Source organism: Chryseobacterium nakagawai (assembly GCF_900637665.1).
Lineage (GTDB): Bacteria > Bacteroidota > Bacteroidia > Flavobacteriales > Weeksellaceae > Chryseobacterium > Chryseobacterium nakagawai.
This window is the reverse complement of sequence record NZ_LR134386.1, coordinates 2,036,690-2,063,542: the sequence shown is the minus strand read 5'-3', so window position 1 is coordinate 2,063,542 and position 26,853 is coordinate 2,036,690. Positions and strand designations below refer to the sequence as shown.

Sequence of the window (26,853 nt, the reverse complement as noted above, 5' to 3'; positions counted from 1 at the left end):
TACTCCTATTCTCAAACATCTGTGAAAATCTGTGCCATCTGTGGTTAATATGAGTAATATCCTGATATGCTATTATTCTTTGTAAGGAGTTCCTTTTCCAGTTTCCAGGAAGAGTTTTAGGCTACCCAGAAACTGCGCCCAGCCATTGGAGCAGATATCATAACATTCAATATCCGGATTTAGGCCAAGATGGGTAACTTTTATTTGTGTATTTTCTCCTGTTGGCGCTAGTTCCCAAACGATAGTGGTTCCAATCCATTCCGTCTGGTTCTTTAACTCCGGAAGAGCAATTAACGAGTCTTCTATCTCCCAGATTATATTTGAACTAAGTATAGATTCTTTCACCCGCATTGTTTTGTGAATATTAGCTCCAAATCTTATGGTGAATACATTTCCTGTTTGCTCGGAAGAACCTTCAAACATTTCGGTCCACCAAAGCGGAATCTGATGAGCTAAAGCACCATAAGATTTGTCTGCAGTAGTTTTTACTTCTATTGTATTGGTATAATTATCCATGGTATTTATTTTAGTTTGGTTATACAATTTTATGGAAATTAATTGCCAATAGACTTTACATAGGACAAGAAATAAAATGTGTGTGTTTGACCACCCCCTCAAAAATTCTTTGAATTTTTGCCACGGGGAATGATTACGTCTTCAACTGGGATATTATAGGTAGTAGTAGATTTATTCGTTCTTTATTAGATATTGCAGGGGCGTAGAACCAGTATACTTTTTAAAAAATTCGATAAAAGCGCTGTCTGAAGAGAAACCTAAAATGTGAGAAACCTCTCCTATTGAATTTCCATCCACCAGAAGCTCAATCGATCGCTGAAGACGCCATTGCTGTCTCCATTCCTGGTAAGAAAGATTGGTTTCCTTTTTAAAAATACGGGTAATGGTCTTTTCAACAGCTCCGGTTTCTTCTGCCAGTTTTTTTAGCATAGGTGGTATGGAGATTCGAATTGTCCATTCTTCTACTACCTTCTTAAAGCGTCTGTCTTTAGGCATTCTAAGTTCCAAATTTTCTTCACGAGCATTTCCTATTTCATCCCAAAATACTTTTAAAATATTCTTTTGAGAAATATTCAGAGTCGTCCATTCCCAAAAGCAGATCCTTTCGATGAGTTCTTTCAACAAAGGATTGACGTGTAAAACCCTGAGACTGGAACTCATGTACTTTTCAGCATATTCATTGTCAAAATAAATAGATCTATAGGCTACAATATTTCTAAAATTCACCCGATGCACTTCATTGACTGGTATCCACAACATTCTGAATGGTGGTAATACAAACTGCCTGTCAGAAGTCGTTACGGTCATACATCCTGAAGGCGCATACAACAGCTGTGCTTTGGTTTTGTGGTCGTGAAATCCCGAATCGTGCATGACCATATCGGATGCTATTCCAATCACTTTTTCTTTTAGAGCATCTGCATCAAATTCTTCATTTTGTTTCAATATCGCCATGTCCTATTTTCAATATTTTTTGTTTTTATATCATTATAAATATACAGTGATTTTTTTAAAACTTTGCAGAAAAAAAATGAAAAAGACAAATCCTCTATGGCTATTGACACTTCTGGTAATGCTTCCCCAGTTTGTGGAAACCATTTACAGTCCTGTATTACCAATAGTTCAGGAGAAATTCAGCGTGAATGAAGAATCTGCTACCTTAACGATAAGCCTTTATTTTATTGCTTTTGCTCTAGGAGTGGCATTTTGGGGTGTACAATGCGACAGAATCGGAAGAAAAAAATCGTTGGAATATGGGTTGATTACTTATGGACTCGGAACTTTTGCGGCTATTTTCGCTCCTAACTTCATGGTTTTACTTACTGCAAGAATTATTTCCGCTTTTGGTATTGCTGTCGGGTCCATCGTTACCCAGACTATTCTTCGTGATACTTATGACAAAGACCATATCAGCAAAGTATTTTCATGGATTGGGATTGGCTTATCCATCAGTCCGGTAATTGGAATGACCACAGGTTCAGTTCTTGCTTCTTCAACAGGTCATCAGGGAGTTTTTATCACTTTATGCCTGACGGCAATTGTATTTTACATTCTTTCCAGAAGAAATGTTTCTGAAACTCACCATTCCAGAAAAGAGATCAATTTTCAGACCTTACTCGATTTATTGAAGCGAATGCTCAGAGATCGCAACATCATCAGATGCTGTTTATTGGTCATGAGTTTTAATGTTTTGCTATTTTCTTATTATTCACTGGCTCCGTTTATTTTCAAAGAACAGCAGTATTCATCTTATATTTTTGGATACAGCAGTATTATCTTGGCTGCAGGAACTTTCGCAGGAGCAAAACTGAACAGGTTTCTGCTTTTAAGAAATATTGCTTCTAATGTTTTAGTAACCGCAAGTGTGATCGGCTCATTTATAGCTTCTATTTTTGTATGGATCTTTACCGGTTATGGAATCTATTTTCTGATTCCTTACTTCTTTATTGTAATGGCTTTCAGTACGGCTATTCCGAATATTCTGAGCACCGCTTTAATCCATTATAAAAATGAAACCGGAAGTGCGGGAGCATTGCTGGGGCTTATTTATTATATACTGATAGGAAGCGGATTGGTAAGTATAGGATTCATTCAACATCTGGGAATTTCATGCCTTATTTTTTCAGGAATTGGAGTAATTACTTTACTGGTATTCAAACCAAAAGAAAAAACCGTTTAAGTTATAAACGGTTTTTTCTTTTTTAATGTTCCCATGTAATATATTATAACAAACAATCCAATTACTAATGGGATCATGTAAAGACACAGGAATAGAAATGGCCCGAACCAAAGATGCCAAAATCCACTATGAATGGCTTTGGAAGGGTCTTTTTTATCAAAATACACGGTTACATCATTGGACCATTCTTTACTGTTACTGCTATAATCAGCATGAAGGATATACGAATGATTGGAAGAATCATAATAAGTGATAACCGGAGAATACATTTTGGTATAATTAATCTCGTCACCATCCTTCGACCAGCTTTCTTTATATCCTGTAATCCTTGCTTCTGTTTTGACTCCACCAAATACTAAATTGATATGCCTGTACAATTTGCTACCATTGTAATAGACTCCCCCAACCCCCATTGCCAGGAATAAAAGTGTAAATACAGTAGCGAGAATAGCGACTAAACGACTATCTCTTTTTTTCTCTGTTTTGTATTGATTTTTTGTACTATTTACTTCCATATTCCTTTTTCAGATCTTTCAACATTATTCAAATCAATTAAAAAGTTAAAACTCTTATTTTCGCTCATATTAAAAAGTAAATTATTATTGTTTTTCACCCATCATCAATCTTATATTATATTTAAGCAGGTATAATCCCAACCCTAGTGGAATCATCGACAAACATAATACAACAAATGGGGAAAACCATAAATACTAAAGCCCACCCCGAATACCAAACTGGTATGCTTATAAAGTTTCTCTACGCTATAATAAACTCCCTTTCCACCGAAGCCAAGAAATAAAAGCATGATTACAAGGGAGAAAAAGCTTACCCAAAAGCTATTATTTTTCATGATTTACTATTGATTGCATTAAATGACTTTTGCTTAATAATTGTAATCAAAAAAGCAATATTAATGGCTAACAATCCTGCTGGGGCAAAGGAATCCTCTGCCCTGCCTGAGAAAAGAATCCTTATCACAAATAGAACAATGAATATGAATATTGAAATCTTAAAACTATATATTATGCCTCCTAATCTAACAATAGCATTGTTAAAAGAAGAATCCTTGATTTCAGATTTCAGTTGAAGATAAAGAAAGACTGCCAATGACAAGCACGGTATCAATATCTCCATATTAGTCAAAAGGATCTGGTTAAGTCCTATCACAACCTCTATAACATCCCCAAGCGGAGATTTGAATATCACAACACCAAAAAGAGCTACAAAAATGAGGATTGCCACCAGCATTCCCATGCCTGCTTTACGCTTGTTGAAGCCTTGACTCTCCATATCTTTCTGATAGTTCAAATACATGGTTTTTAACTCATCATAGTTCTTGTTCCTAATTTTATGATAGAGAATATATAGAAATAACGCTTCTGCTTGAAAAAAATTGATGACAACCACCTTCTCAAATTCAAAGAAGGTTTCCTTATTCAAGGTAAACCATACATCGATATAAGAGTTTATAAAAACATATACAATTGCATATATCTGGAAGAACAGCAAGAAGTTTCTTGCCATAAAGCTTAAAATATGCTGTGATTTAGTTGTCAAAATATATTAGTTTGAAAACTATCCTTATCTGAATAATTCTAAGTGACCTTGGTTATTCCTAAAAAATATTGCACTTTCTATAAAATGCAGTCCTTCTTCTTTTGAATTTTTGTCCTCCAATACCAATCCAGGAGCATTATTCAATTTTTCCAGATAAACTAATCTATTATTAAAGCAATATTTCAAAGTATATTCTTCTTTTGGAACCAACGACAGTTCATAGTCCTTATATGAAAAAAGCGCCTTATTCAAAAAATACTGTCTTCTATCTTTCTCTAAATAATGAGCCTTAACAAAGTCATCAAATCGAATTGTCGTAAACTGATTATATTGTTTCAAATCATCATCTTTAATATAGCTCGCCAACATTTCATATTGCTGATATACTTCAGAAAACAACTCATCTTGCTCTTCTCTGGAAAAATCATACTTTATTTTACTGACATCCAGATGGTATGGAAAACTGGCATCAAAGTTTAGAATGTTTTCATAAAAGGGTTTATTCTCAAGGGATTCATCAAGTACAAAAGAATGTATTACCTGTTTCTTCAAATAAAAATCATTTGCTTCTTTTACAAAAATATTCAATTCAATTTGAGCATCTTTATGGAAGTCCTTATTATTGAAAAGCGGTGAAATCTTAAATTTAAGGTCTTGTTCACCGGAAGAAAACAATAAATTATTAATTGGAATATCCGTGGCAATTTGAGGCTCATTAAAGTATGAAAAGCAAGGTATGCCGTTAACTTCAATTTCTATTGAACATAGAAAGGCTTTCACTTCAACTTTATAGATAGGTTGGTTCATTCTTACTTTGTTTTTTTATTGTACTCACCTTTTAGTTCATTGAACTTATCTTTATAAAAGCTTTTATCGTTGCTTGACGGTTGAACTTGCAATTCCTTCAAATGAATAGCTGAATTCTTATTTCTGAATTTCGTTAAATCTAAAAACTCACTATAAAAAATTTTATCAAAGAAATAAGGGAGTTCATTTTTGTTAACAGCAATTAAAGCAATACTTTTATTTACTTTTTCATATTTGACACCTACTATCATTTCCTTTGATTCCCATTCATTCCTTACAATATTGGAATCTTCATTCTTTAATTCAATTTCCTGATACTGCTTATCACTTGAGATTTTCTTAAGAATATCTTTATATATCTCATCAGAATTATTCTTTGAATCAGCAAAATATCCTTTAAATCCAATGATTTTCTCTTTGTTGAAATAAACATCCATGTAATCCAGCTTACCATTATTTTTAAAAGGCTGCCATTTCTCTTGGATTTGATTTCCTTGCAAAACGATTCGACTGTGCAGATGATCAACATAATCTCGGTATCTTAATTGATTAGCTTGTTTACCGTTTGCAAGATTTACATAAGATTCCTGTACAATGTTCAAATCAACCTTTTCTGATTTGGATTGGCAAGAAATCATTATTAGATTTAGATTCAGAAGAAGGATAGCAATATACTTATTTTTATTTCTCATCTTTTTTATTATTTAAATATTCAATACTTTCAGGACCGATCTTGTCCTCTTTCATTACCTCAAAAGTTTCGTCAATCTTTGGTATTACTGAGATTCTATTTCTACTGAAGACATTTTCCACTATAACAACCTTTACGTTCAAACCTTTGAAAACATAGCTATTCTTTTTATAAGGGCCAGTATTATCGGTTCCTAATTCTTCTACAATCTCAATTCCTGAGTTGATGGAGATTTCTGCTTCGAATCTTTCTTTTTTCTCACCTGTAGGCAGTATGATGACGTTTTCCTCATTACTTTTTATACCTCCTTTAACACCGAATGGAATACTTAAAATAGCCTTCTTGTTAGATTTCTTATCATCAATACCATTGATTGAATTATATACTATAGTGAATTCTCCATTCAATTCAATATTTACATAAGCCAGCAAATATATGTCTGTTTCAGTCACCCATTCAATAGCTTTTCTGATAAATTTTGTAATATCACCAATACCATACACTTTGATACTATCTGTAATAACAAATAAATCAACTTCAAAGTTTATTCCGATAAGAGGAGCCAATTTGAAAGCTCCGTTAAGCATTGTTACAACTTTATGGTTATTTTCCTTTTCAACAACACTCCCTAGGTTCCATTTAAAAGCCAATACCACATTTGGAGAGACAAGCTTAAAGCTAAAATATTCCTTAAAGCCTCCAGTACTAGCATTTGCTGAATTTTCAGGATTAAATTTATCTAAAAACGACTTCAAATCAGCAAGTTTTTTTATGATATTTTCAATCTTTTCCATTCCAAATTTGTGAACATCACCATTCACCTTTACAGAAATATCTGTAGAAAAGCTAAATCCTTTATATTCACTCTTGAACTTAAACTTATCTGAGAATCTCAATCCTTGTCCTGCAGGATAACTAGTTAAATCCTCCTTTTTTCCGAAACTCAAAGTATGAGATTCATTGGTTGAAATAATGAATGAAACTTCCCATTCAATATCCGGCCAAACATTTATCTTAACCAATTGATTGGGATATCTGCAAGTAGATACAGGTAAAAAATAAACTTGGGCAGTTTTATCCGTAAACCAAAAGTATCTGAAAATCCATAATAAATTTATTGCATTATTTGCTCTTGTATTATCAGGGTTTTGAAAACTTTCAAAAGCAGTCTTATTATACATATACCTCAACATCAAGGTAATCTTCTCATTGCTGTCAATCTTATAGTCAACTCCTTCTTTCCATTGCTGAGCTACAGCTACCTGATATGCATTATTTGTTTTTAAAACATCTGTATCACTTTCATTTTCTTTGGTTGTTGCAACTCCTGCACTTCTCTGCTGTTCATGATGGGTAGTATCTGCCTGTCTTACATGTGTAGCTCCATTTTTTAAGGCAGCATAAACTTTGTCTACTTGGAAGACATTCTTCTTCTCAGAATGTTTTTGCCCTTCATCCAGCAATAATCCTTGACAAAAGGTATCTTGAGTAGTAAGTTTGTCTAAAGTAATGGAAATATTCTTCCGGCTATCTCCGGTTATAATATTAAAACTTTCCTTACTTTTATCTATCGGACCTACGGTTGCCGTTTCATCAAATATGACAAAAGTTTCTCTATCTTTATCATCCTCATCTTTTACCGTAATCTTTGAATATCCGCATGGATCAAACTCCCTTTGATTGTACTCAATATCCCCAATATATTGAATCATATTATTTTTCTCCTGTTCAATACGAGTAAGATAATGATCCATTAATTCTTCAGACACAATGAATCTACTGGAAATCGAATTTTTATCATCGATATCCTTCAAGCCCAATACCTTGGGATCGTATTCTATAAGATCACTTGTAGGATCATCTGCATAATTTTTATAATTTACCCTTTCTTCCTTGGAATTGGTTCCATAAATCATACCTGGCTCGTTCCAATATCTATAGATTTCCAATATAACCGTAAAATTCTTCTTTACATTTTGATTCTTTTTCCATTCAATTTCTATAGGGAATGTAGTATTGATATAAGAATTCCAATCATCATCTGCCCTCACATTATTTGAGATATTATACACCTTAGGCTCTTTCCAAAGATTATTATCTTCAAAATCATCAGTTTCCGTAAGTCCTTTTGCTGAGGTTTCTTCTAACAGATATAACTTTGCCTTATATTTATTCTTCTCATCCAAATTATAGGCATGAAGCATAATTTGTAGTGTAACACTTTCTCCATAGTGTTTCACTTCTTCACTCTTGGTAAAATAGGCATAGGATATTTTAGGTTTATCTACGGGAACAATATAAAAATAAAAACCCGTTCCTGGATTTTCACTAAAAAGTTCCACCCTCTGTTTAAATCCAAAATAATAGCTATAGGCCTGAGGATTAAAGACAAGGCTGCTCCCTTGTTTATATTTTAGTCCTAGTCCATATTTGGCTATCTTTTCCTTACCTCCACTCAAGGGGCCCCATAAGTTTTCAGTAATATCTTCTTGTTTAGCTTTCTCTAAATTTTTATAAAAAAAGTCATAAATAAAAGCCCATCTAGCCTGCTCCACCGTATGTTTGGGATTTTTGCTTTTCTTTCCCACACAGCTTTCATCAACAAAAAATTCATTCCGCTTATTTAAATATAATGGATAGGTATTTCCTTTAGGGACGGAGTTTACCTTATTGTTTTCTTTCCATAGACAAAACTGTAGTCCTACTGTATTTTCAATATTATCCGGCATAATTATTCAGCATTTAAGAATTTGTAAGGATCTTTTTTATCAAGGTTCTTCATATCCATCAAAGGATTCACATGCGACTGCAATTCACTATCCGAATTCTGAAGATTCTTTTTGGTAGGTTCTCCCATTTGTCCGGATTTAATAATAGAAATACAGTCTGTACCTCCGATGGGACAGGTTGCTTTGCTGTCTTGCAGCAGGATATAACCTCCGGGTGGATCGTAGAGTTCTTTTTCGTAATAGCCGCTCCATTGGGTAACTACAGCTGAGCATGGGGTATTATTTTTTTTGGAGCATGAACCAAAAGTATTCTTCTCAAAGGTAGCTCCGATATCTTTATGAGTTGCGGCAAGCTTACTGCTGCCTGCATTGTCATTCACATAATATTTGGTTTGTGTAAGCACTTTCAGTTTATCCGGAGCAGAGCCAAATTTACATTGGCAGAGTGCTCCCTGTACTACTTTTTCTTTTAGTGACATTTGGTGTGTTTTTGTAAAAATAAGTCTTTTTCCTGAACCGATAAGCGTTACCAGTCATTTTCGATCCTTTCGAAATTATCAAATCCCCATTTATTAGGCTGAACTTTGACAAGACCACCCGTAATAAAAGGACTGCTTTCATCTAATATTTTGCCTTTATATTCCTCTGATCCCAACTGATATTGGGTATAATGAATCTTTTTCACGAATACTTTCTTCCCCGACCAATCTCTGGAGAATACTTCAAAATAAGCTCTTGTATGCATTGGAAAATGATGATACAGATCATGATCGAAGATCACTTTAAGGGTCATATAAAGAGTCCCATCATCATGGTGACCCTCGGGATAAAAATACCGTGGAGCCAATAGTTCTTCGCTTTCAAATTTTATGACAAAGGAATGGTAATCTGTAGGAAACTTATCGATAGTCTGTATTCCTGAAAATTTCAACGGTCCATGATAAGGAATCACTGAAAGATAGAGATCTCTTTCAACAGTTCTGGTATCTCCGTAATGAATGAATTTAGGATGAAAAAACAGGTTCCAAAACCAGTCATTGTGCAGACTTTGCTCAATAACAGCTTTATTTTGAAGTTTATTTTCAAAATTGGTAAAGAAAACATCAAGCTCTTTACTACTATATTTTTCTGATATTTTTGATTTTTGAATCTTCCATCTTTCCATCATCTTGTCGTGATTGATGATCTCGCCAGTGCCGGTTCCTTTTTCATTAAGATCTACTTCCACAGGGTAAATAGTGGCAGACAATGCTGATGAAATAATTTCATTGATTTTGTCCGGCTCATGTTGATTATAGAAAATATCTTCCTTATTAAGGCTTAATGTTCCCTTTCCGTATTCAACATTAAGGTTTGCAGCTACAGTATAATCTATCCTTTTGGAGGGTTTCTCATCGTTACCGGAAAAATATTTCACAGACACCCCATACTTTCTCCCTTGAAGTCCGGAAGGTCTTATTTTGATCGTATTTAATCTGTGTAGAATTTGTTTTTTAGATAATCTTATCTCCGACATCATTAACTCATTTCGTCTTTAGTGTGTCCCCAAAGTTAACAAATTTCTGTTTATCACCAGTTTTGGATAAATAGAAAATTATACAGTCGTTTTAGTTCCTTGTTACAGCCAGATTACAAACAATCATTTAGGAAAAGAACCTGTTCAGATTATTTAATAAAGTTATATAAAGCCTCAAAAAACTTAGGATAGACTTCAATATGCGGAAGATGACCAACGTTTTCTAATTCCACCAGTTGAGAACCTGCAATTTCACGCTGGGTTTTCTTTCCCAGTTCCTGATACTGCCCCATTTTAGGCTGAAGTTCCTTTGGAGCTCTATCTTTCCCTATTGCAGTTCTGTCTCTGGTTCCAATGATGAGTAAAGTGGGAACTTTTATATTTTTAAACTCATAGCAAACAGGCTGGTTATAGATCATATCAGAGGTCAATGCAGCATCCCACGCTACCTGTGGATAGTCTTTATGTAATGTCCAGCCAGCAATAAGATCCAGCCATGGCTGATATTCTGCTTTCCATTTATTATCATAATAGAACTTTAACTGATAATTTTTATAGGTTTCCGCCGTATTCTTAAGTTCTGATTGGTAGGCCTGATCTATATTCTGGTAGGCTGCAAACGTTTTATAATCTTCAAGTCCGATAGGGTTTTCAAGGATTAGTTTTTGAACTTTTTCAGGATAAAGCAACGTAAACCTTGTAGCTACCATACCCCCCATTGAATGTCCCAGAACAATGGTCTTATCAATTCCTAATTCATCCAAAACAGCTTTTGTATTTTCTGCCAGTTGTGAAAAGGAAAACTGATAGCTATGCGGTTTTGAAGACTTTCCAAACCCAATCTGATCCGGAATAATCACTCTGAATCCTTTTTCCGAAAGATCTTTCGCGGTTCTTTCCCAATAGGCTCCGTTAAAATTTTTCCCATGAAGGAGCAGAATAGTTTTTCCATTGGCTTTTTGAGGTTCTACATCCATATAAGCCATCTTCAGATTGTTATCCTGAGATTTTAAGTCCTTAAAATGTACTTCGTAAGGATATTGATAATCAGATAGCATGGCATCCAATGGCTTTATTTGTGAAAACAGGATTCCTGATCCGGTTACTAATACTATTGCAGTCGCTATATTTCTGAAATATCTCATTATATTTTACTTTAAGTTTTTAAAATTAAAAAAACCGCTCCAAAAGGAACGGTTTTCAACTGTTATTTTTAGTTAAATATTATTTTTTAAGAGACTTCTGCCATAGAAACTTCTTTTTCTTTTTTGGAAGGAAGATTCATTAAAACAATGGCAAAAAGAATCAATATAATTCCTACCCATTGTATTAAAAATACTTGTTCACCCAATAGAACAAAGGCCATGGTTACGGAAACTGGGAGTTCCAGTGAAGAAACAATACTACCTAATCCTAATCCTGCATTCGGGAAACCGATATTGAACAGAATTGGTGGAATGATGGTTCCGAATAAAGCCAACACAAAACCATATGTTAAAAATATTGAATAATTGAAAGAGTGGATATGCTCTGTATTTTCTGTAAAATTCAGATAAAAAGCTTTTAATCCATCAAAATACATGGGTCCTATCTGTGCGAAGAACAGAAAGGCAAAAACAACAATAGAACCTCCTGCCAACATAATAATACTCTTTCTGAAAACAGGTAAATGCGTCGCTAAAGTATTGGAAGTAAACATCGTTAATGTATATGAAGCTGCGGCCATCAGTCCCCAGAATATTCCATGCCAATCCAGTTCAATTTCCATATTAATAAGGTTGGTCGCTAAAACCGTTCCCAGTAATACAATAATTACAGCCACAATTTTTCTTGCATTCGGTAGCTTTTTAGTGATAATACTTTCTACCACTACACTAAACCAAACCGATTGCATCAGCAATACAATCGCAATGGAAACGTTGATATACTGAACTGCTATATAATAAAACAAACTTGTTCCTCCCAATGACGTTCCGGCAAGCATCAGCATTCTGACCTCTTTGGAGTTGGGCATTGATAATTTCTTCTTCGAGGTTAAGGTTTGGATCAAATTCAGGATCAAAAGCCCTGTCAAACCTAATACAAATTGGGAGGTCGTCACTTCAGACGTTGTAAAACCATCATGATAGGCCATTTTCACAAAAGTGGCCAACATTCCGTATATACTAGCACCAATCCCTACAAATAAAACACCTTTTAGTATATTTTTCTTCTTCATAATTTTTTTAACAGCCTGCAAAGGTACAACATATAAATTAAAATACCTTGGAGTGTTGTCATGATAGATAAATAAGATTGCCGCAAGCAAAGCTTGCGGCAATCTTTAAAATGGATTATATAATCAGTTATTTTTTTACAATCACTTTAGAATTAGCTTCAAAACCAAGCCCTTTCACTTTTACAATATAAGTACCATTTATCAGACGGCTTGTAGAAATTGATTTTTTATTTTCAGGTGAAATTTTATCTTCTGAAGAAACCAATTTACCAGACATATCATATAATTCTACACTTACTTTTCCAAGAGTTTTACTTGGGAAATTAATATAAAACTCATCTTTTGCAGGATTTGGATAAATAGAAATTTTATTATCTTTAATTGAAGTTACTTCATCAGTTCCCAGTGAAGCACAGTCTTCAGGTATATTAAAATTCTCTACTTGATCCGTACCCACACTTTTCACGCCTGCGGAAGCTCCTATTCCAAGCCCTCTTTTTGCGAAGACTTTCCAGATCATACATCTATCCTGACCGTTTGTTGTTGCCATATCTGCAGACAATATTGCATCTCTTCCATCAATAAAGCTAGGGTTACATGCCTGAAGCTTCAAGGCATCCACTACTATTTGCAGTACTTTTGTACTTCCATTAGGAGTCGTTGACATTACATCTGATGAATATCCATATTTTTCAACATACTTCCAATGCAAATCCCACAACATAGTAGCCCAGACAAAACCAATAGAATGAGAATCTGTAGATACACTCCCATTGGTATTGGTAACTTGCATTTGATTGGTAGTTCCATACGTAAAAGGATTCACTGAAAAATTAGGGGAATATTTAGCAGGTCTGATACCGCCTCCTGTTATTGGCTCTCCTCCTGCGTAGGTTCCCATACCTCTTGCTACCGAAGCATTATCACCAGGCTTATTGGTCAACATTAAAGCAAAGAAATCAGACCAGCCTTCTCCCATCTGCTCTCTACTTGCAGAGGTAGACAAACATCCAGAACCTGTACCCGTTAATCGGTTTGATATTCCATGTCCATATTCATGGGTTACAATTCCATTATCAAAACTTCCGTCTGGAGTAATACTGGTAGCCGGATCATTTTTAAGGGTAATGTTCACTGCTGTATTAGCAGCAAGTTGAGTTTTTATATACTCTCCTTCTGAGTTTTCGATGGAAACTGTAGGAATTGTAATAGAAGGATCCGTCCCGCCCATTCCCCACGGAAAATTGGTAGCAGCTGCATTATTATAGATTACAACACCAATGGCTCCGGCATCTTGGGCATTTTTTGCTTTTACAGCAAAACCACAGTTTGTCCCTCCACCTCTTTCAATAAGTCCTATTTTCCCTGCAAGTGATCCAGCTGGTAACGCTGTACAAGCATATATATTTGATGACAACTGCACGTTGGCTGTCACGCCGGTAGCTGTTAATGCAGGACCAAATTCAGCAGTCCCATTAATAGGTGTACGTACAACAGCAGCTCCCGGAGCATTGTAAAAGAACATCTGATTTACGGGTGACCATAAATACATCTGCATGTACGGATTATTTCCATCTGGAGGGGTGCCGAAATTGGCATTATTAAGTCCGCCTCCGTCCTGACCTTCCGCTTCTACATAATCATCACCGAGCCCACCCAATCCAAAATTATTTTTCTGAAAGTTTCTCGCTGATTCTGTAAATCCAAACTTATAAAATACATCATGAATTTTATTATTCAAATAAAACAGATTAGTAATAGACGCATTTTGATTAGCAGCTGGTGTTCCATTGATACTGAATGGAAAATCAAAATTTCTGGTAGTTCCACCATCAGGAGAAAGACCAGCATCTACATCTCCTGTATCTTCATAAGCATATACATTATTCCCCCTTGTAATCGTATAATGAATATCTCCATCGGAATGCCACCCTTCTGGTGAAGCTGCTAAATTCCATGGATTAGAGATTAATTGTCTTGAACCGAATGTAGGAGCTTCTACCGGTAAAGGAAAAACATTATAACTGGCATTATCCGGTGCCAGGAAAGGGGTAAATTGAGCCATATTATTTTGTGGTCCCTCATGCTTATTTTGGATAAAATCTATCTCTCCATGGCTATGAGAATAAGCACCTGGATGAAAATTACAAGATAGATTCAAGTCTGTTTTTTCAATGATTTCACCGGTATTTGTATCTATTAGATAGTTCCAATAGCTTGGTGATTTTGGTTCTCTTAACAGATATTCATAAGCAAGTTTCAAACTCCCTTTATGATCTACATATACAAGTCTTTGTTTTGCAACTTTTTTACTGTCAGCAGATTCTCCGGAAAAATCACGAATAAGAAAGCCTTTCACATCATTTTTCTTCAAATCTTCTGCAATGGTATGAAGCGCAGCAGTTTTGCTGACAGTGGCATTACCAATGACAGATATAGTATAATCTTTTACAAAATTATCTGTATAATAAACTACTTTATTATCTTTAATAAGTGCTGTCCCCACAGAATTATATATTGGCAAGCCTTTATAAGTCTGTATAAATTTCACAACATTCCCATTTAAAGATTTTGAAGCATCTACATTATCTATAATAAAATTATTGAGATCATATTTTTTATATTCTCTTATTTTATTTTGAGAAATATAATCTTTAATAAGCTTTTCATTGTCTTGTCCGAATGCAATAACCGGAAAAACAGAAAATACCGCAAACAAAATAGGTAGAGTTTTATTTTTCATATCCATTATTAAAGACGCGAATCTACAAATATTTTTCATAAAAAAATAAATATCAATAAATAATGAATAAAAAAAATACCATTCTGATCTGAGATCCCCATCTTATTTATAAAAATTATTATTTTCTCATAAATATTGATTTCATTTACAACTACCAGACAACAAAATTATCTTTCTTTTGTTCTAAAAAGCTCATCTCATTTTCTAGAGATAACCTCCACCTCAAACAATAATAAGGATAAAACTAAGCCTATAAAAATGGTTAAAGAGGAGACTCTAAAATTAGAATCTTTACCTTAAAGAATCTTTACAGAAGTCGATGTTTTTCTATATTTCTGGATTTTTCATGACTCCTTATTCACTTGCTTTTAATATCTTAGGGACACCCAATCTCGAAATGAAGATCACAAAGTATTATGCACAATTTTTTAACCACCGAAAAAATGAAGAATATCACAATTAAATTTTTATGTTTATTTTTCTTATTCAGCCTGCTGTCTTGTAACGGATCACCACAGACTCAGGATGAGGAAAGAATATGGCTGGTATTTCAACCTAAAGTAGAACAGAACAAATCCGTAATCCTAAAATTGTTCTTTAGGAGCAAACCGGATAACGGAAGCATCAAAGTCCTCTCTGCTTCCTCAAACACAGATACAGAACTAGATGATTCAAAAATCGAAAAAGAAATGAAATCGGATGGGAAATATTATTTCTACGATATCTTTTTTGAAGCGGGAGCGTTGGGCAAATCAGATCTCCCCGTCATAGAAGCAAAAATAAATGGAAAAACCTACAAAAGCAAGGCAGCAACCATTGAGGTTGTGAAAAAACAAGATGTAGACAATAATGCAGTAAGACTGGTATTGGAAACTGATAAAAGCCGTTACCATGTGAATGACACGATTAAGCTCTCCCTGTATGAATATTCTAAATTCTCTCAGATCTCTAAATTTACTCCGGCAGATCTGGTTAAAAAAGGAGCACCCGAGGCTTTATTTGAAGTGATTGATACAGGAAATGTAGATTATGAAGTAGGCATCGTAGGTTTTAAAAAATACATAGACGCCAATTTTAAGGTAGTAACTTATCACTGGAATGTAAACGATGCAGGCAAGCAGATGGCCACACTAGATGGTACACCTTATATAAAAAACCTGATTTTTTATATAAAAATGACTGCTAAAGAAAAAGGCACTTTTAGCATACCCAAAAGTCGGTTCGATTATAAAATTTATCCTTATGAAGAAGCTTTCCGAGAGGAAATGCTTGGCCCGGAGGAAGTTTTGCGCACAAAAAACAGGATAAGCCCACAATCTAATGCATTGAATATTATTGTAGAATAGTATAGATCAATACATATACTAACAAGAAAAATCAATATAAAACAAAGAAGCTGTCCCTTTTGGAGACAGCTTCTTTTACTTATTATTATTCAATAATCTTTTCAGATTATTTTCTTACCATCACTTTCGATGTTGCTTCAAAGCCCAACCCTTTCACCTTTACCATATAAGTACCATCTACCAAACGGCTTGTAGAAATTGCTTTCTTAGCATCAGGTGAAATTTTATCTTCAGAAGAAACCATCTTACCTGACATATCATAAATCTCTACACTTACTTTTCCAATGGTATTAACCGGAAAACTGATAAAGAACTCATCTCTAGCCGGATTAGGATAAACAGAAATTTTATTTTCTTTAATTGACTTCACCTCATCAGTTGATAATGAAGCACATTCTGACGGTAAGTCAAAGTTTTCAACCTGATCATAGATATTATTTTTAAGACCAGCCGAAGCATTTACTCCCAGCCCTCTCTTTGCAAAAACCTTCCAGATCATACATTTATCCTGTCCGTTTGTAGTTGCCATTTCTGCAGCTAAAATAGCATTTCTTCCATCAACAAAACTTGGATTACAACCCTGCAGCTTCAAAGCATCCGTAACCAGTTGCAATACTTTAGTACTTCCATTAGACGTACCAGACAATACATCAGAAGAGTATCCGTATTTTTCAACATACTTCCAATGAAGATCCCATAACATGGTTGCCCATACAAACCCTATAGAGTGAACATCAAGAGACAAACCGCCACTTGTGTTAGTATACACCATCCCATTTGTGTTTCCATAAGTATAACTATTGATTGTAAAATCAGGAGAATATTTAGCAGGTCTGATTCCTAAACCTGTTGTAGGTTGTCCTATTACGTACGTTCCCATACCTCTTGGAACAGAAGCATTATCTCCAGGCTTATTAGTCACCATAAGAGCGAAGAAATCGGACCAACCTTCTCCCATCTGTTCCATACTAACACTCGCATTTAAACAGTTCGATCCTGTTCCGGTTAGCCTGTTAGAAATACCATGTCCATACTCATGAGTAATAATACCATTATCAAAGCTTCCATCCGGAGTCATACTGGTAGCAGGATCATTTTTTAAAGTCACATTTACAGGTGTATTTGCAGCAAGCAAACCTTTAATATAATCACCTTCAGATTTTGCAATCAGCACCGTAGGAATAGTAACCGTTGCATCAACTCCAGTCATATTACTCAATGAATTACCATTAGCATCGTTATTATAAATAATAGTAGCGATAGCCCCCGCATCCTGAAGATTTTTAGTTTTAACCACAAATGAGCACGTCCCTCTTTCCACCAGTCCAATTTTCTCCGTAAGCGATCCTGCAGGTAAAGCTGTACATCCATCAGAAACCGCAGATAACATTACACTACCTGTAACCCCATTAGCATTCAAAGGACTACCAAAATCCGCCGTTCCCACTAAAGGAGCTCTTGGAACAGCCACACTTGGTGCATTATAATAGAATTTTTGGTTTATTGCGCTCCATAAATACATTTGCATTCTTGGTTTACTACCATCTGCAGGGCTTGCAAAGTTCGCATTGTCTGTACCTCCACCATCTTGCGCTTCAGCATTTACATAGTCATTTCCCAAACCTCCCAATCCAAAATTATTTTGTTGAAAATTCTTTGAGGTTTCGGTAAATCCAAACTTGTAAAAGATGTCATGAACCTTGTTATTAATATAAAATAAATTGGTAATAGCAGCATTTAAATTGTTGGCCGGAGTACCATTAATATTGAACGGAAAATCAAAATTTCTACTTGCCCCTCCATCTGCATAAGTACCGGGAGCATTAGTATTAGCCTTATCATCGTAGGCAAACACATTATTTCCTCGTGTATATGTATAATGATTTGTTCCATCAGAATGCCATCCTTCCGGAGAAGCAGCAGGCAGCCATGGATTTGTCACTATTGACCTGGAACCAAATGTTGCAGATTCTATAGGCAATGGAAACACATTATAGGTTGCCATATCCGGTGCCAATAAAGCTGGCTGAGCACTCATCTGCACAGGCCCTATAAAACTATTGTTCGCAAGTGTTGATTCATCATGTGAAAAGGCATCGTGTCGGAAATTACAGGAAAGATTAAGATCGGATTCACTTATAATTTCCCCGGTTTTCGCGTTTATAAGAATATCCCAGTAACTTGGGGATTTTGGATCCTGAAATGAGAATTGATAAGCCAGTTTCAAACTTCCTTTATCTTCAGCATATACTAATCTTTGCTTTGCCGCATATCCCTTTTCAGGATCTGTGTCTGAATATCCAAGAATATAATAAGATTTCACCTCATCCTTTCCTAAATGGTCGGCAATTCTCTGTAAAGCATCTTTTGCAGTAACAGAAGCACTACCTGACGCAGACTCCTTATAATCTTTTACAAAATTATCCGTATAATAAACAATCTTATTATCCCGAATAAGTGCAGTTCCCACAGAACTATATATTGGAAGTCCATTATAGGTTTGTAAAAATTTTACAACATTTCCATTCAAAGACTTTGACGGATCTACATTATCAATAATAATATTATTTAAATCAGATTTTTTATATTCTCTCGTTTTATTTTGAGAAATATAATCCTTAAGCAATCTTTCATTATCCTGTCCGAACATAAAAGCAGGAAAAACAGAGAAAACCGCAAACAAAATAGGTAGAGTTTTATTTTTCATATCCATTATTAAAGTTGCTAATCTACAAATATTTCGTAATCAAAATTCGATTACATTAAATCATAATCAACAATAAGAAACAATAGATGAAAAATTAAAATCACATTAAAATAAAATATATCTCAATAAGGAGAATCCAATTCTACATTATTCCCTAAAACAGAATATATAACAATGATTTCTATTTTAACATTCTCACATATCAGAGAAAAAAAACATAAAAACATAGACTTTATACATAGTATTTTTTTGAAAATTTTAATTTTTTTTTAATATTTTTCCAAAACACCTCTATCCAATATTAACATTTATCAGCATAAAAAAACTGCCCAGATGGACAGTTTAACTTTTACTTATTTCTTGATGATCTTTTCTGAGTAGATTTCGTTTTTATCTGTTGTTACACTAACAATGTAAACTCCTTCTTTTCGTGAGCTTAAATCCACATCTATTTCTTTTTCGCCACGTAAAATTTTATTATACAATGTATTTCCAATCAAATCTCTGACTTCCAATGTCCCCTTCTTAAATTCTTTATTCAGCACTACTTTAAATAATCCGGAGGTAGGATTAGGTGTCAGTTGAAAAACTTTCTCCATTACCTGAGGTTCAGAAGCTCTGAATTGCGGACAGTTCTGATCCAGATCAATATCAAAGTCAAAAAATGGATACCTGTTCCACCTATACACAGGAGAAGCAGAAGCACTAGAGGTCATTGCCACCCTAAACTTATGCCATCCCGTCGAACCCATAGTTAATGCAGGAGCAAAACTGGAATAGGGAACAAAATTAAAAGTAAAAGTATTTCCCGGCCCAAGTACAGGATTAGATAACACTGGATATACCTCACCCGTCACTAAATTAATGAGTTCTACTTTAAGTTCTTGCAAGGTAGCACCAGCCGGAAGATGATAATCTCCCTCAATAACACCAGGCTTATATATACAACTTCCTGGTTCATAAAGAAAATCTACAATCCCTTTAGAAGTATTAGAGCTATTAAAACATATACTCTCCGCAATATCCTTCCAGTAATTAACTTCACCAGCCTTTACATCAAATCCGTTATCTTTATTAAAATATGATCTTTTAAGCCCATAACCTGGATCTCCGGCAACCGCTTCAAGTGGGCCCGAATAATCTCCAAAAGGACTGGCTATAGATGCTGCAGCCATAATAGCATTATTGTTTTTATTCGCATGAATTACAGTGAATCTTACTGTTGCGCCTCCTGCCCAATTATTAGTTTTAAAATCCATTACAGGACCAAATGCCTCATAGGAAGCAATATTGGAAGCATAAGTAGGATCCACAAGATAAGAACTCAAGCCAGATGACGCCCTTTCTGCATCAGTAAATATAACAAACCTCATTTCCTGAGTGAAACCCAATGTTTTTTGAGGACTTATAATATCAGGATTAGAGACCCCGCTGAGAGCATCTTTAACCAGCGCTACGGATTGTTGCAAATAATCTCCAAAATCCAAACGGCGTTCAAAATTCTGAGCAGTAAAAAAATCGTTGGTAAACTCAGATTCAATATAAATTAAAGGCTTATAAACACCCGTATCATTGTCTAATACTCCGGTTCCATACTGCACCACAGCCACTCTATTATGAATATTACAAAATAAAAGCTGCTCTATCAACTTAACGACACCACGTTTCAGTATGGCATAATCTGGCTTAGTAGATATAGAACCACCATTATCTACCATGATGATATAGTCAATCCCTTGCTGCGCATTAAGAGTACTCCACGACATCAGGAACGTCATCAGGAAAAATAAGAATGTTTTTCTCATAGTTAAAAGTTTTAAATTTAGTTCGATGAAAATAATATTTTTTCTTTAATACATGAAATATTTAAATACTATTAACTTAAAAACAGAAAAATATAAATAAAATTAAAGCAAATACATAAAACAACAAACTTAACAGGTTTTTGAAACCTGTTAGGTTTACTCATTATGGCCTGTTATTTTACCAACAAACACACCCCCGGCCTTTTCCTAGCCCCGATAGTAACAAAGCTTGAGGACCTGAGCGTTGGAATGGCTGGCGCGGGGAGTATGAGTGGATAGCGGGAAATAGCTCCTGAAAATAAAACAAAAAAAGCCGCTCAAATGAGCGGCTCCTTATTTATAAATGGTTCAAAGATTATTTACCTTCTTCCATTTTTCTTTTCAACTCTGCTAATGCATCGATGTCTCCAAGAGTAGATCTTTCTTCGTTGTTTGAAGAAGAAGATACGTTTCTAGAAGAAGATTCTTTAACGTTTTTCTTTTCTTCGTCTCTGAAGATCCCTGTGTGAGAAACTACAACTCTCTTGAATTCTTTGTTGAATTCAATTACTTTGAATTGAGCATCTTCACCTTTTTTGATTTTAGATCCATCTTCTTTCTCTAATAATCTTGAAGGGCAGAATGCTTCAACCTCAGCATCTTCGAATTGTACAGAAGCTCCTTTATCGTGAACTTCTACAGCTTTACCAGCGTGGATAGTTCCTTCAGCATATTTAGTTTCGAATTTATCCCATGGGTTTTCAGTCAATTGCTTGTGACCTAGAGATAATCTTCTAGCTTGGATATCTAATTCAAGAACTACAACATCTAATTTATCACCTACTGCACAGAACTCAGATGGGTGCTTGATTTTCTTAGTCCAAGAAAGATCAGAGATGTAGATTAATCCGTCGATACCTTCTTCTAACTCTACGAATACACCAAAGTTAGTGAAGTTTCTTACAGTTCCTACATGCTGAGATCCTACCGGATACTTAGTTTCGATGTTCTCCCATGGATCTTTAGACAATTGCTTGATACCAAGAGAAATTTTTCTTTCTTCTCTATCTAAAGTTAATACTTCAGCTTCTACTTCATCACCTACTTTCACAAAGTCACCAGCAGATCTTAAGTGAGTAGACCAAGACATTTCAGAAACGTGGATTAATCCTTCAACACCTGGAGCGATCTCTACGAATGCACCATAGTCAGCAAGAACTACTACTTTTCCTTTTACTTTGTCACCAACTTTCATGTCAGCAGAAAGAGCATCCCAAGGATGAGCTTCTAATTGCTTCATACCTAATTGGATTCTTGTTTTCTCATCATCGAAATCAAGGATTACAACTTTTACAGTTTGTCCGTCCTCAAGGATTTCAGATGGGTGGTTCACTCTAGACCAAGAAAGGTCTGTAATGTGGATCAATCCATCTACACCACCTAAGTCAATGAATACACCGTAAGAAGTGATATTCTTAACAGTACCTTCAAGAACCTGACCTTTTTCAAGCTGAGCGATGATTTCTTTTTTCTGACCTTCGATATCTGCTTCGATCAATGCTTTGTGAGATACAACTACGTTTTTGAACTCAGGGTTGATTTTCACAACTTTGAATTCCATAGTTTTTCCTACGAACTGATCGTAATCTTTAATTGGCTTAACGTCAATTTGAGAACCAGGTAAGAATGCTTCGATTCCGTGAACGTCAACGATCATACCACCTTTAGTTCTTGATTTAACAAAACCGTTAACGATTTCTCCAGTTTCGTGAAGTTCGTTTACTTTATCCCAAGCTTTAAGCGTTCTAGCTTTTCTGTGAGATAATTGTAATTGACCAGTTTTGTCTTCTCTTTTGTCAACCATTACTTCGACCTCATCACCTACACTTAGGCCTTGGTTGTAACGGAATTCGTTAAGAGAAATAACACCTTCAGATTTGAAGTTGATGTCTACGATAGCTTCTTTGTCAGTTAATCTTACAACTCTACCAACTAAAACGTCATTATCGTTTAGGCTGTTAAGAGATCCGTTGTAGATTTCTTCTAAATCGCTTTTTTCTTTTCTCGCATCTGCATCAAGACCTGATTCGAAAGAATCCCAATCAAATTGTTCTGGTGCTACGTTGTGGTTTAATAAAACCTCTGCTGAATTTGTCTCTTTTGACATTTTCTAATAAAATTTGTATTCCTTCTTTTTTATTGGTCTGAATAAATGTGGATCTAAAAAATACGGAAGTAATTAATTTTTAATATTTTACCTTTTCAAACCTTTCACACAAAAGTGGGTGCAAAGATAAAAATTTTATTTGATATAAGCAACAGATTTTCTTGATGTTACAACCAAACACTACATCCCTGTAAAATTCACATCATTTATTTAAAATAAATATTAAATTATCATAAAAATATTTAACAAAATTTATTTTCATTAATCAAAATATCAAATCTTTAAAAACTATACAATGAATAAAATTATATTTTTTCTTGTAATTAGCATTCTGATATACAGTTCCGGCACAGCAAGAGCCTGTACTATTTTTTCCTGTTCCAGAGCTGAAGCAGTATTCGCAGCGGCTAATGAGGACGACATGACTCCATTTACCCGAATATGGTTCAACCCAGCTACCAAAGACCGCTATGCTTCTGTCTGTTTTGGAGCTCCGGATATGCAGATTGCCGCAGCAATGAATGAACATGGATTATTTTTTGATTACGCAGCAGCGAACTATGATTTAAGCAAACTTAATCTAACAAATCCTTATAAAAGTGATATTATGTGGGAAGTTCTGGGAAAATGTAAAAATGTAAAGGAGGCAATGGTCATTTTAAAAAAATATGACTACATCTCTCAGTCCCAGGTCTTATTAGCCGATAAAGAAGGAAACTCCATCTTGATTAACCCTAAGGGGATTATCGAAAAAAAAGGAGACTTCCAGATCAACTCAAACTGCAATATGATCAATGGAAAATTAGCATGCAGAAGACCAGAAATTGCCAATGAAATGCTTTCCGGATCTAAGGAAAACAATATTAATTTCCTGAAAAGCATTCTGGATAAAACCCATCAGGAAGGAGAATTGAACACATTATATTCTACAATCTGCGATTTGAAAAACGGAATAATCTATGTCTATCTTTTCCATGATTACAATACAGTATATAAAATTGACTTGAAAGCTGAGTTAAAAAAAGGATACAGGATAGAAAACCTGGCAGATCATTTTTCTCCGACATTTGCTTATGAAAACTTTTCAAAAAATCATTCTCTATATCTTAAAGAATCTATTTTTCAGGAAATGAAAGAGAAAGGTATAGATATAACCATTGATCATTACATTATGGAAAGCGAGAAACTATCTCCAAAAAATGAAAAAATAAATTCTGCATTATTGGAAGTAGCACTACAGCTTATTAAATATTCATGGAACGAACATCATTATGGCAGCTCATGGGATTATTGGTTCAGTAAACCTGATGGATATGATATCCAGAAATACAAAGACCCAAAACTTGCCTCAGCAGAAAAGCTTTTAAAATATTTATCTTCAAAAGAAACTGCAGATCTTAAACTCCGGAATTTCATGTACGAAATCGTTGGCTTTACTAATCTGGCACAGGGAAAGACAGCGACCGCGAAAGAATTTTATAGTAAATCAATCTGTAATCCGGATGAAACCTATAAAGTCACTTTACTTAGAGGAAACGAAATCATGAACAGGCTAAATAAATAAATAAATAAATAAATAAATAAATAAATAAATGTTTTTCTATTTAATGTTAAGATAAATCTGAAGACGTTCTTTTGCTGTTTTTTTTATCATTTCATAATGGAATGGATAGATGTTTTCGAAGTCATATTTAAGTAATTTTTTACAGCTTGAGAGTCTATCGTTTAGATTTTCATATTCAGCATAACTTTCCTTTCTAAAATCTTTGATGTTTCCTGTTTTGTCTCCATAGACAGTATCCCCGGTGAATAAGGATTTCGATTTCTTTTCCAGAAGGCAAATCGCCCCTCTACTATGGCCAGGGGTATAAATAACTTCTATATTGTCAGCAAAAAAAGGAATTTCTGAAAAGAAAAAATCTGGCTTCATTTTTAACCAGGGATGATTCTCATCTTTACTATGGGCATAAACTTTTAAATTAATCCTGGACTGCCATTTTGTACCATCTTCTATACCACAAGACCCATGGGATAGAATAGCATATACTGGTTTTTTGAACGAAGTAATAAACGTTTCCAAATCCTCGGAATAGGCAGGAATATCAAATAATAGTAATTTATCTTTCAACACTATCAGGTAAGTATGTACCTTTTCATCATAAAAATATTGATTGTTAATTTCATAAATATTTTCAGACAACTTAGTATAAAGGGTATCTGTTTTTGATTTGCATGCAAACATACAAGGTAAATAAACAATGAGCAGTATTAGACTTTTAAATGTATTCATTGTATGATTTTTAATTATTCCATTGCTATCTTTTGTTGAGCTCTTATCTAAAGCGCTGAATCTTTTCAGAACATCTCTAATAATACAGAGCCTCTACCTTTCCTCAAATACCATTTAAAGATATAAAAATCAAATCATTACACAATTTTTTTTTAAAAAAAGCAGTCTTACAGCAACTGATCATAAAATTTATTACAACCAGAGTAAGACATAAACTAATAAAAACAGTTTGTTTTATTTAACCGTTACTTTATTTTACCTTTGCATCATGGAACTACAATCAATTTATCAAAAGCTGCAGATTCAGGATATGAATCAGATGCAGAAATCTACTTATAAGGCGTCTGAAAACAATACAGATATTGTCCTGCTCTCTCCTACCGGATCAGGAAAAACCCTTGCTTTTTTATTTCCTGTTCTCAGAAATCTGAAAAAGGATGTGCAGGGTGTTCAGGCATTAATATTAGTTCCTGCCAGAGAATTGGCGTTACAGATTGAACAGGTTTTCAAGTCGATGGGAACGGATTTTAAGGTTTCTGTTTGCTATGGTGGACATGATAAAAAGATTGAAGTCAATAATTTAATTGAAGCTCCGGCTGTTTTAATCGGAACTCCGGGAAGAATTACCTATCACGTAAGGAATAATAATTTTGATCCAAAAACCATCAAAACATTAGTTCTGGATGAATTTGACAAAGCTTTGGAACTGGGCTTTCATGATGATATGGAATTTATTTGTAATTCTTTAAAAGGTCTTTCTCAAAGAGTTTTAACCTCTGCAACAGCAATGGATGAAATTCCTGCATTTACAGGTTTACAAGATGAAAAAATCATCAGCTTCCTTAAAGAAAATGAAGTAAAACCGGATATTCAACTGAGAAAAGTAATGACTATCTCAGAAGAAAAACTAGATACACTTTTCAATTTGGTTTGTAAAATAGGGAATAAAAGAACGTTGATCTTCTGTAACCACCGTGATGCAGTAGACCGTATTTCTGAGCTTCTTCATCAGATGGGAATCGACAGAGAAACCTTCCACGGTGGAATGGAACAGGATGAAAGAGAACGTGCCTTACTGAAATTCAGAAATGATTCTGCAAGAATTCTTATCACAACTGATCTGGCTGCCCGTGGACTTGATATTCCTGAGGTAGAATCTATTGTACACTATCAATTGCCTCCAAAAGAAGATGCTTTCATCCACAGAAACGGACGTACTGCAAGGATGAATGCCAAAGGTTTTGTCTACCTTATCATGACGGAAGAGGAAAATTTCCCGTTCATCAAAAACGATACCCCTGAAGAAAGTGTTGCCGGATTTACTAAAGTTCCGCAAAAAACACCTTTCCAGACGATTTACATCAGCGCCGGGAAAAAAGACAAGGTGAATAAAGTGGATATTGTAGGCTATTTGCTTAAAAAAGGAGAACTCCAAAAAGAGGATGTTGGTGTTATTGAAGTAAAAGATACAACTTCTTATGTTGCCGTTTCGAGAAATAAAGTGAATGCTCTTTTAAGAAAACTTCAGAATGAAAAACTGAAAGGGAAAAAAGTGAAGATGGAGGTTGCTTATTAAGCTTAACGACTTCTTAAAAACCTATGT

At 34.7% G+C, this 26,853-nt stretch carries 20 protein-coding genes; 4 read left to right on the top strand and 16 right to left on the bottom strand.

All coding sequences use genetic code 11. The annotated features are described in order from the left end of the window. Window positions 1-72: 72 nt before the first annotated feature. Window positions 73-516, bottom strand: coding sequence for an SRPBCC family protein (locus tag EL260_RS09370; protein ID WP_123859963.1), 444 nt, complete (start codon window positions 514-516; stop codon window positions 73-75). Between the two features lie 171 nt (window positions 517-687). After that, entirely contained in the window at window positions 688-1,470 is a 783-nt protein-coding gene (locus tag EL260_RS09365) for an AraC family transcriptional regulator (protein ID WP_123859961.1), read from the bottom strand. Window positions 1,471-1,546: 76 nt separating this feature from the next. Here EL260_RS09365 and EL260_RS09360 point away from each other — a divergent pair, with 76 nt between their 5' ends. Continuing rightward, on the top strand, window positions 1,547-2,695 hold the full coding sequence (locus tag EL260_RS09360) for an MFS transporter (RefSeq protein WP_123859960.1): 1,149 nt from the start codon (window positions 1,547-1,549) through the stop codon (window positions 2,693-2,695). Here EL260_RS09360 and EL260_RS09355 read toward each other — a convergent pair. The 10 genes from EL260_RS09355 to EL260_RS09310 all read right to left on the bottom strand — a co-directional run bounded on the left by EL260_RS09355 (window position 2,692) and on the right by EL260_RS09310 (window position 14,956). Further along, complete coding sequence (locus EL260_RS09355) at window positions 2,692-3,210, bottom strand: DUF3592 domain-containing protein (protein ID WP_123859958.1); 519 nt, start codon at window positions 3,208-3,210, stop codon at window positions 2,692-2,694. The two genes, EL260_RS09360 and EL260_RS09355, sit on opposite strands and share 4 nt — an antisense overlap. A 331-nt stretch (window positions 3,211-3,541) precedes the next feature. After that, the gene (locus EL260_RS09350) at window positions 3,542-4,252 is read right to left on the bottom strand and encodes a hypothetical protein (protein WP_123859956.1); all 711 of its coding nucleotides are present in this window, start codon (window positions 4,250-4,252) and stop codon (window positions 3,542-3,544) included. A 24-nt stretch (window positions 4,253-4,276) separates the two neighbouring features. Continuing rightward, window positions 4,277-5,059, bottom strand: coding sequence for a hypothetical protein (locus tag EL260_RS09345; protein ID WP_123859954.1), 783 nt, complete (start codon window positions 5,057-5,059; stop codon window positions 4,277-4,279). A 2-nt stretch (window positions 5,060-5,061) separates the two neighbouring features. Then, window positions 5,062-5,751 (bottom strand): hypothetical protein, encoded by a 690-nt coding sequence (locus tag EL260_RS09340; protein WP_123859952.1) that lies wholly within the window; start codon window positions 5,749-5,751, stop codon window positions 5,062-5,064. Further along, complete coding sequence (locus EL260_RS09335; RefSeq protein WP_123859950.1) at window positions 5,741-8,479, bottom strand: hypothetical protein; 2,739 nt, start codon at window positions 8,477-8,479, stop codon at window positions 5,741-5,743. Before EL260_RS09335 ends, EL260_RS09340 begins: the two co-directional genes overlap by 11 nt. Window positions 8,480-8,481: 2 nt before the next feature. Next, the gene (locus tag EL260_RS09330) at window positions 8,482-8,958 is read right to left on the bottom strand and encodes a DUF4280 domain-containing protein (protein ID WP_123859948.1); all 477 of its coding nucleotides are present in this window, start codon (window positions 8,956-8,958) and stop codon (window positions 8,482-8,484) included. Between the two features lie 47 nt (window positions 8,959-9,005). Beyond that, entirely contained in the window at window positions 9,006-9,995 is a 990-nt protein-coding gene (locus EL260_RS09325) for a hypothetical protein (RefSeq protein ID WP_123859946.1), read from the bottom strand. Window positions 9,996-10,144: 149 nt separating this feature from the next. Beyond that, window positions 10,145-11,140: an alpha/beta fold hydrolase gene (locus EL260_RS09320; protein WP_123859944.1), complete on the bottom strand. Its 996-nt coding sequence runs from the start codon at window positions 11,138-11,140 to the stop codon at window positions 10,145-10,147. 86 nt (window positions 11,141-11,226) lie between these two features. Continuing rightward, window positions 11,227-12,213, bottom strand: coding sequence for an EamA family transporter (locus tag EL260_RS09315; protein WP_123859942.1), 987 nt, complete (start codon window positions 12,211-12,213; stop codon window positions 11,227-11,229). A 127-nt stretch (window positions 12,214-12,340) separates the two neighbouring features. Then, on the bottom strand, window positions 12,341-14,956 hold the full coding sequence (locus tag EL260_RS09310) for a T9SS-dependent M36 family metallopeptidase (protein WP_228445385.1): 2,616 nt from the start codon (window positions 14,954-14,956) through the stop codon (window positions 12,341-12,343). 443 nt (window positions 14,957-15,399) lie between these two features. On the opposite strand from EL260_RS09310, the gene EL260_RS09305 reads away from it, so the two are divergent. Continuing rightward, entirely contained in the window at window positions 15,400-16,302 is a 903-nt protein-coding gene (locus EL260_RS09305; RefSeq protein WP_123859938.1) for a hypothetical protein, read from the top strand. A gap of 106 nt (window positions 16,303-16,408) precedes the next feature. Here the strand turns inward: EL260_RS09305 and EL260_RS09300 are convergent, their stop codons facing one another. From EL260_RS09300 to rpsA, 3 genes are all read right to left on the bottom strand, one after another. Continuing rightward, the gene (locus EL260_RS09300) at window positions 16,409-19,009 is read right to left on the bottom strand and encodes a T9SS-dependent M36 family metallopeptidase (RefSeq protein WP_228445383.1); all 2,601 of its coding nucleotides are present in this window, start codon (window positions 19,007-19,009) and stop codon (window positions 16,409-16,411) included. A 353-nt stretch (window positions 19,010-19,362) separates the two neighbouring features. After that, window positions 19,363-20,814: a T9SS type A sorting domain-containing protein gene (locus EL260_RS09295; RefSeq protein ID WP_123859934.1), complete on the bottom strand. Its 1,452-nt coding sequence runs from the start codon at window positions 20,812-20,814 to the stop codon at window positions 19,363-19,365. Window positions 20,815-21,169: 355 nt separating this feature from the next. Then, window positions 21,170-22,960 carry a 30S ribosomal protein S1 gene (rpsA, locus tag EL260_RS09290; RefSeq protein ID WP_123859932.1) on the bottom strand — a complete coding sequence of 597 codons (1,791 nt, stop codon included), beginning with the start codon at window positions 22,958-22,960 and terminating at the stop codon, window positions 21,170-21,172. A 295-nt stretch (window positions 22,961-23,255) separates the two neighbouring features. Here rpsA and EL260_RS09285 point away from each other — a divergent pair, with 295 nt between their 5' ends. Continuing rightward, on the top strand, window positions 23,256-24,524 hold the full coding sequence (locus EL260_RS09285; RefSeq protein WP_123859930.1) for a carcinine hydrolase/isopenicillin-N N-acyltransferase family protein: 1,269 nt from the start codon (window positions 23,256-23,258) through the stop codon (window positions 24,522-24,524). A gap of 36 nt (window positions 24,525-24,560) precedes the next feature. On the opposite strand, the gene EL260_RS09280 is transcribed toward EL260_RS09285, so the two are convergent. Then, window positions 24,561-25,250 carry an MBL fold metallo-hydrolase gene (locus EL260_RS09280; protein WP_123859928.1) on the bottom strand — a complete coding sequence of 230 codons (690 nt, stop codon included), beginning with the start codon at window positions 25,248-25,250 and terminating at the stop codon, window positions 24,561-24,563. 268 nt (window positions 25,251-25,518) lie between these two features. Here EL260_RS09280 and EL260_RS09275 point away from each other — a divergent pair, with 268 nt between their 5' ends. Continuing rightward, entirely contained in the window at window positions 25,519-26,826 is a 1,308-nt protein-coding gene (locus EL260_RS09275; RefSeq protein ID WP_123859926.1) for a DEAD/DEAH box helicase, read from the top strand. The last annotated feature ends 27 nt before the right edge of the window (window positions 26,827-26,853 follow it).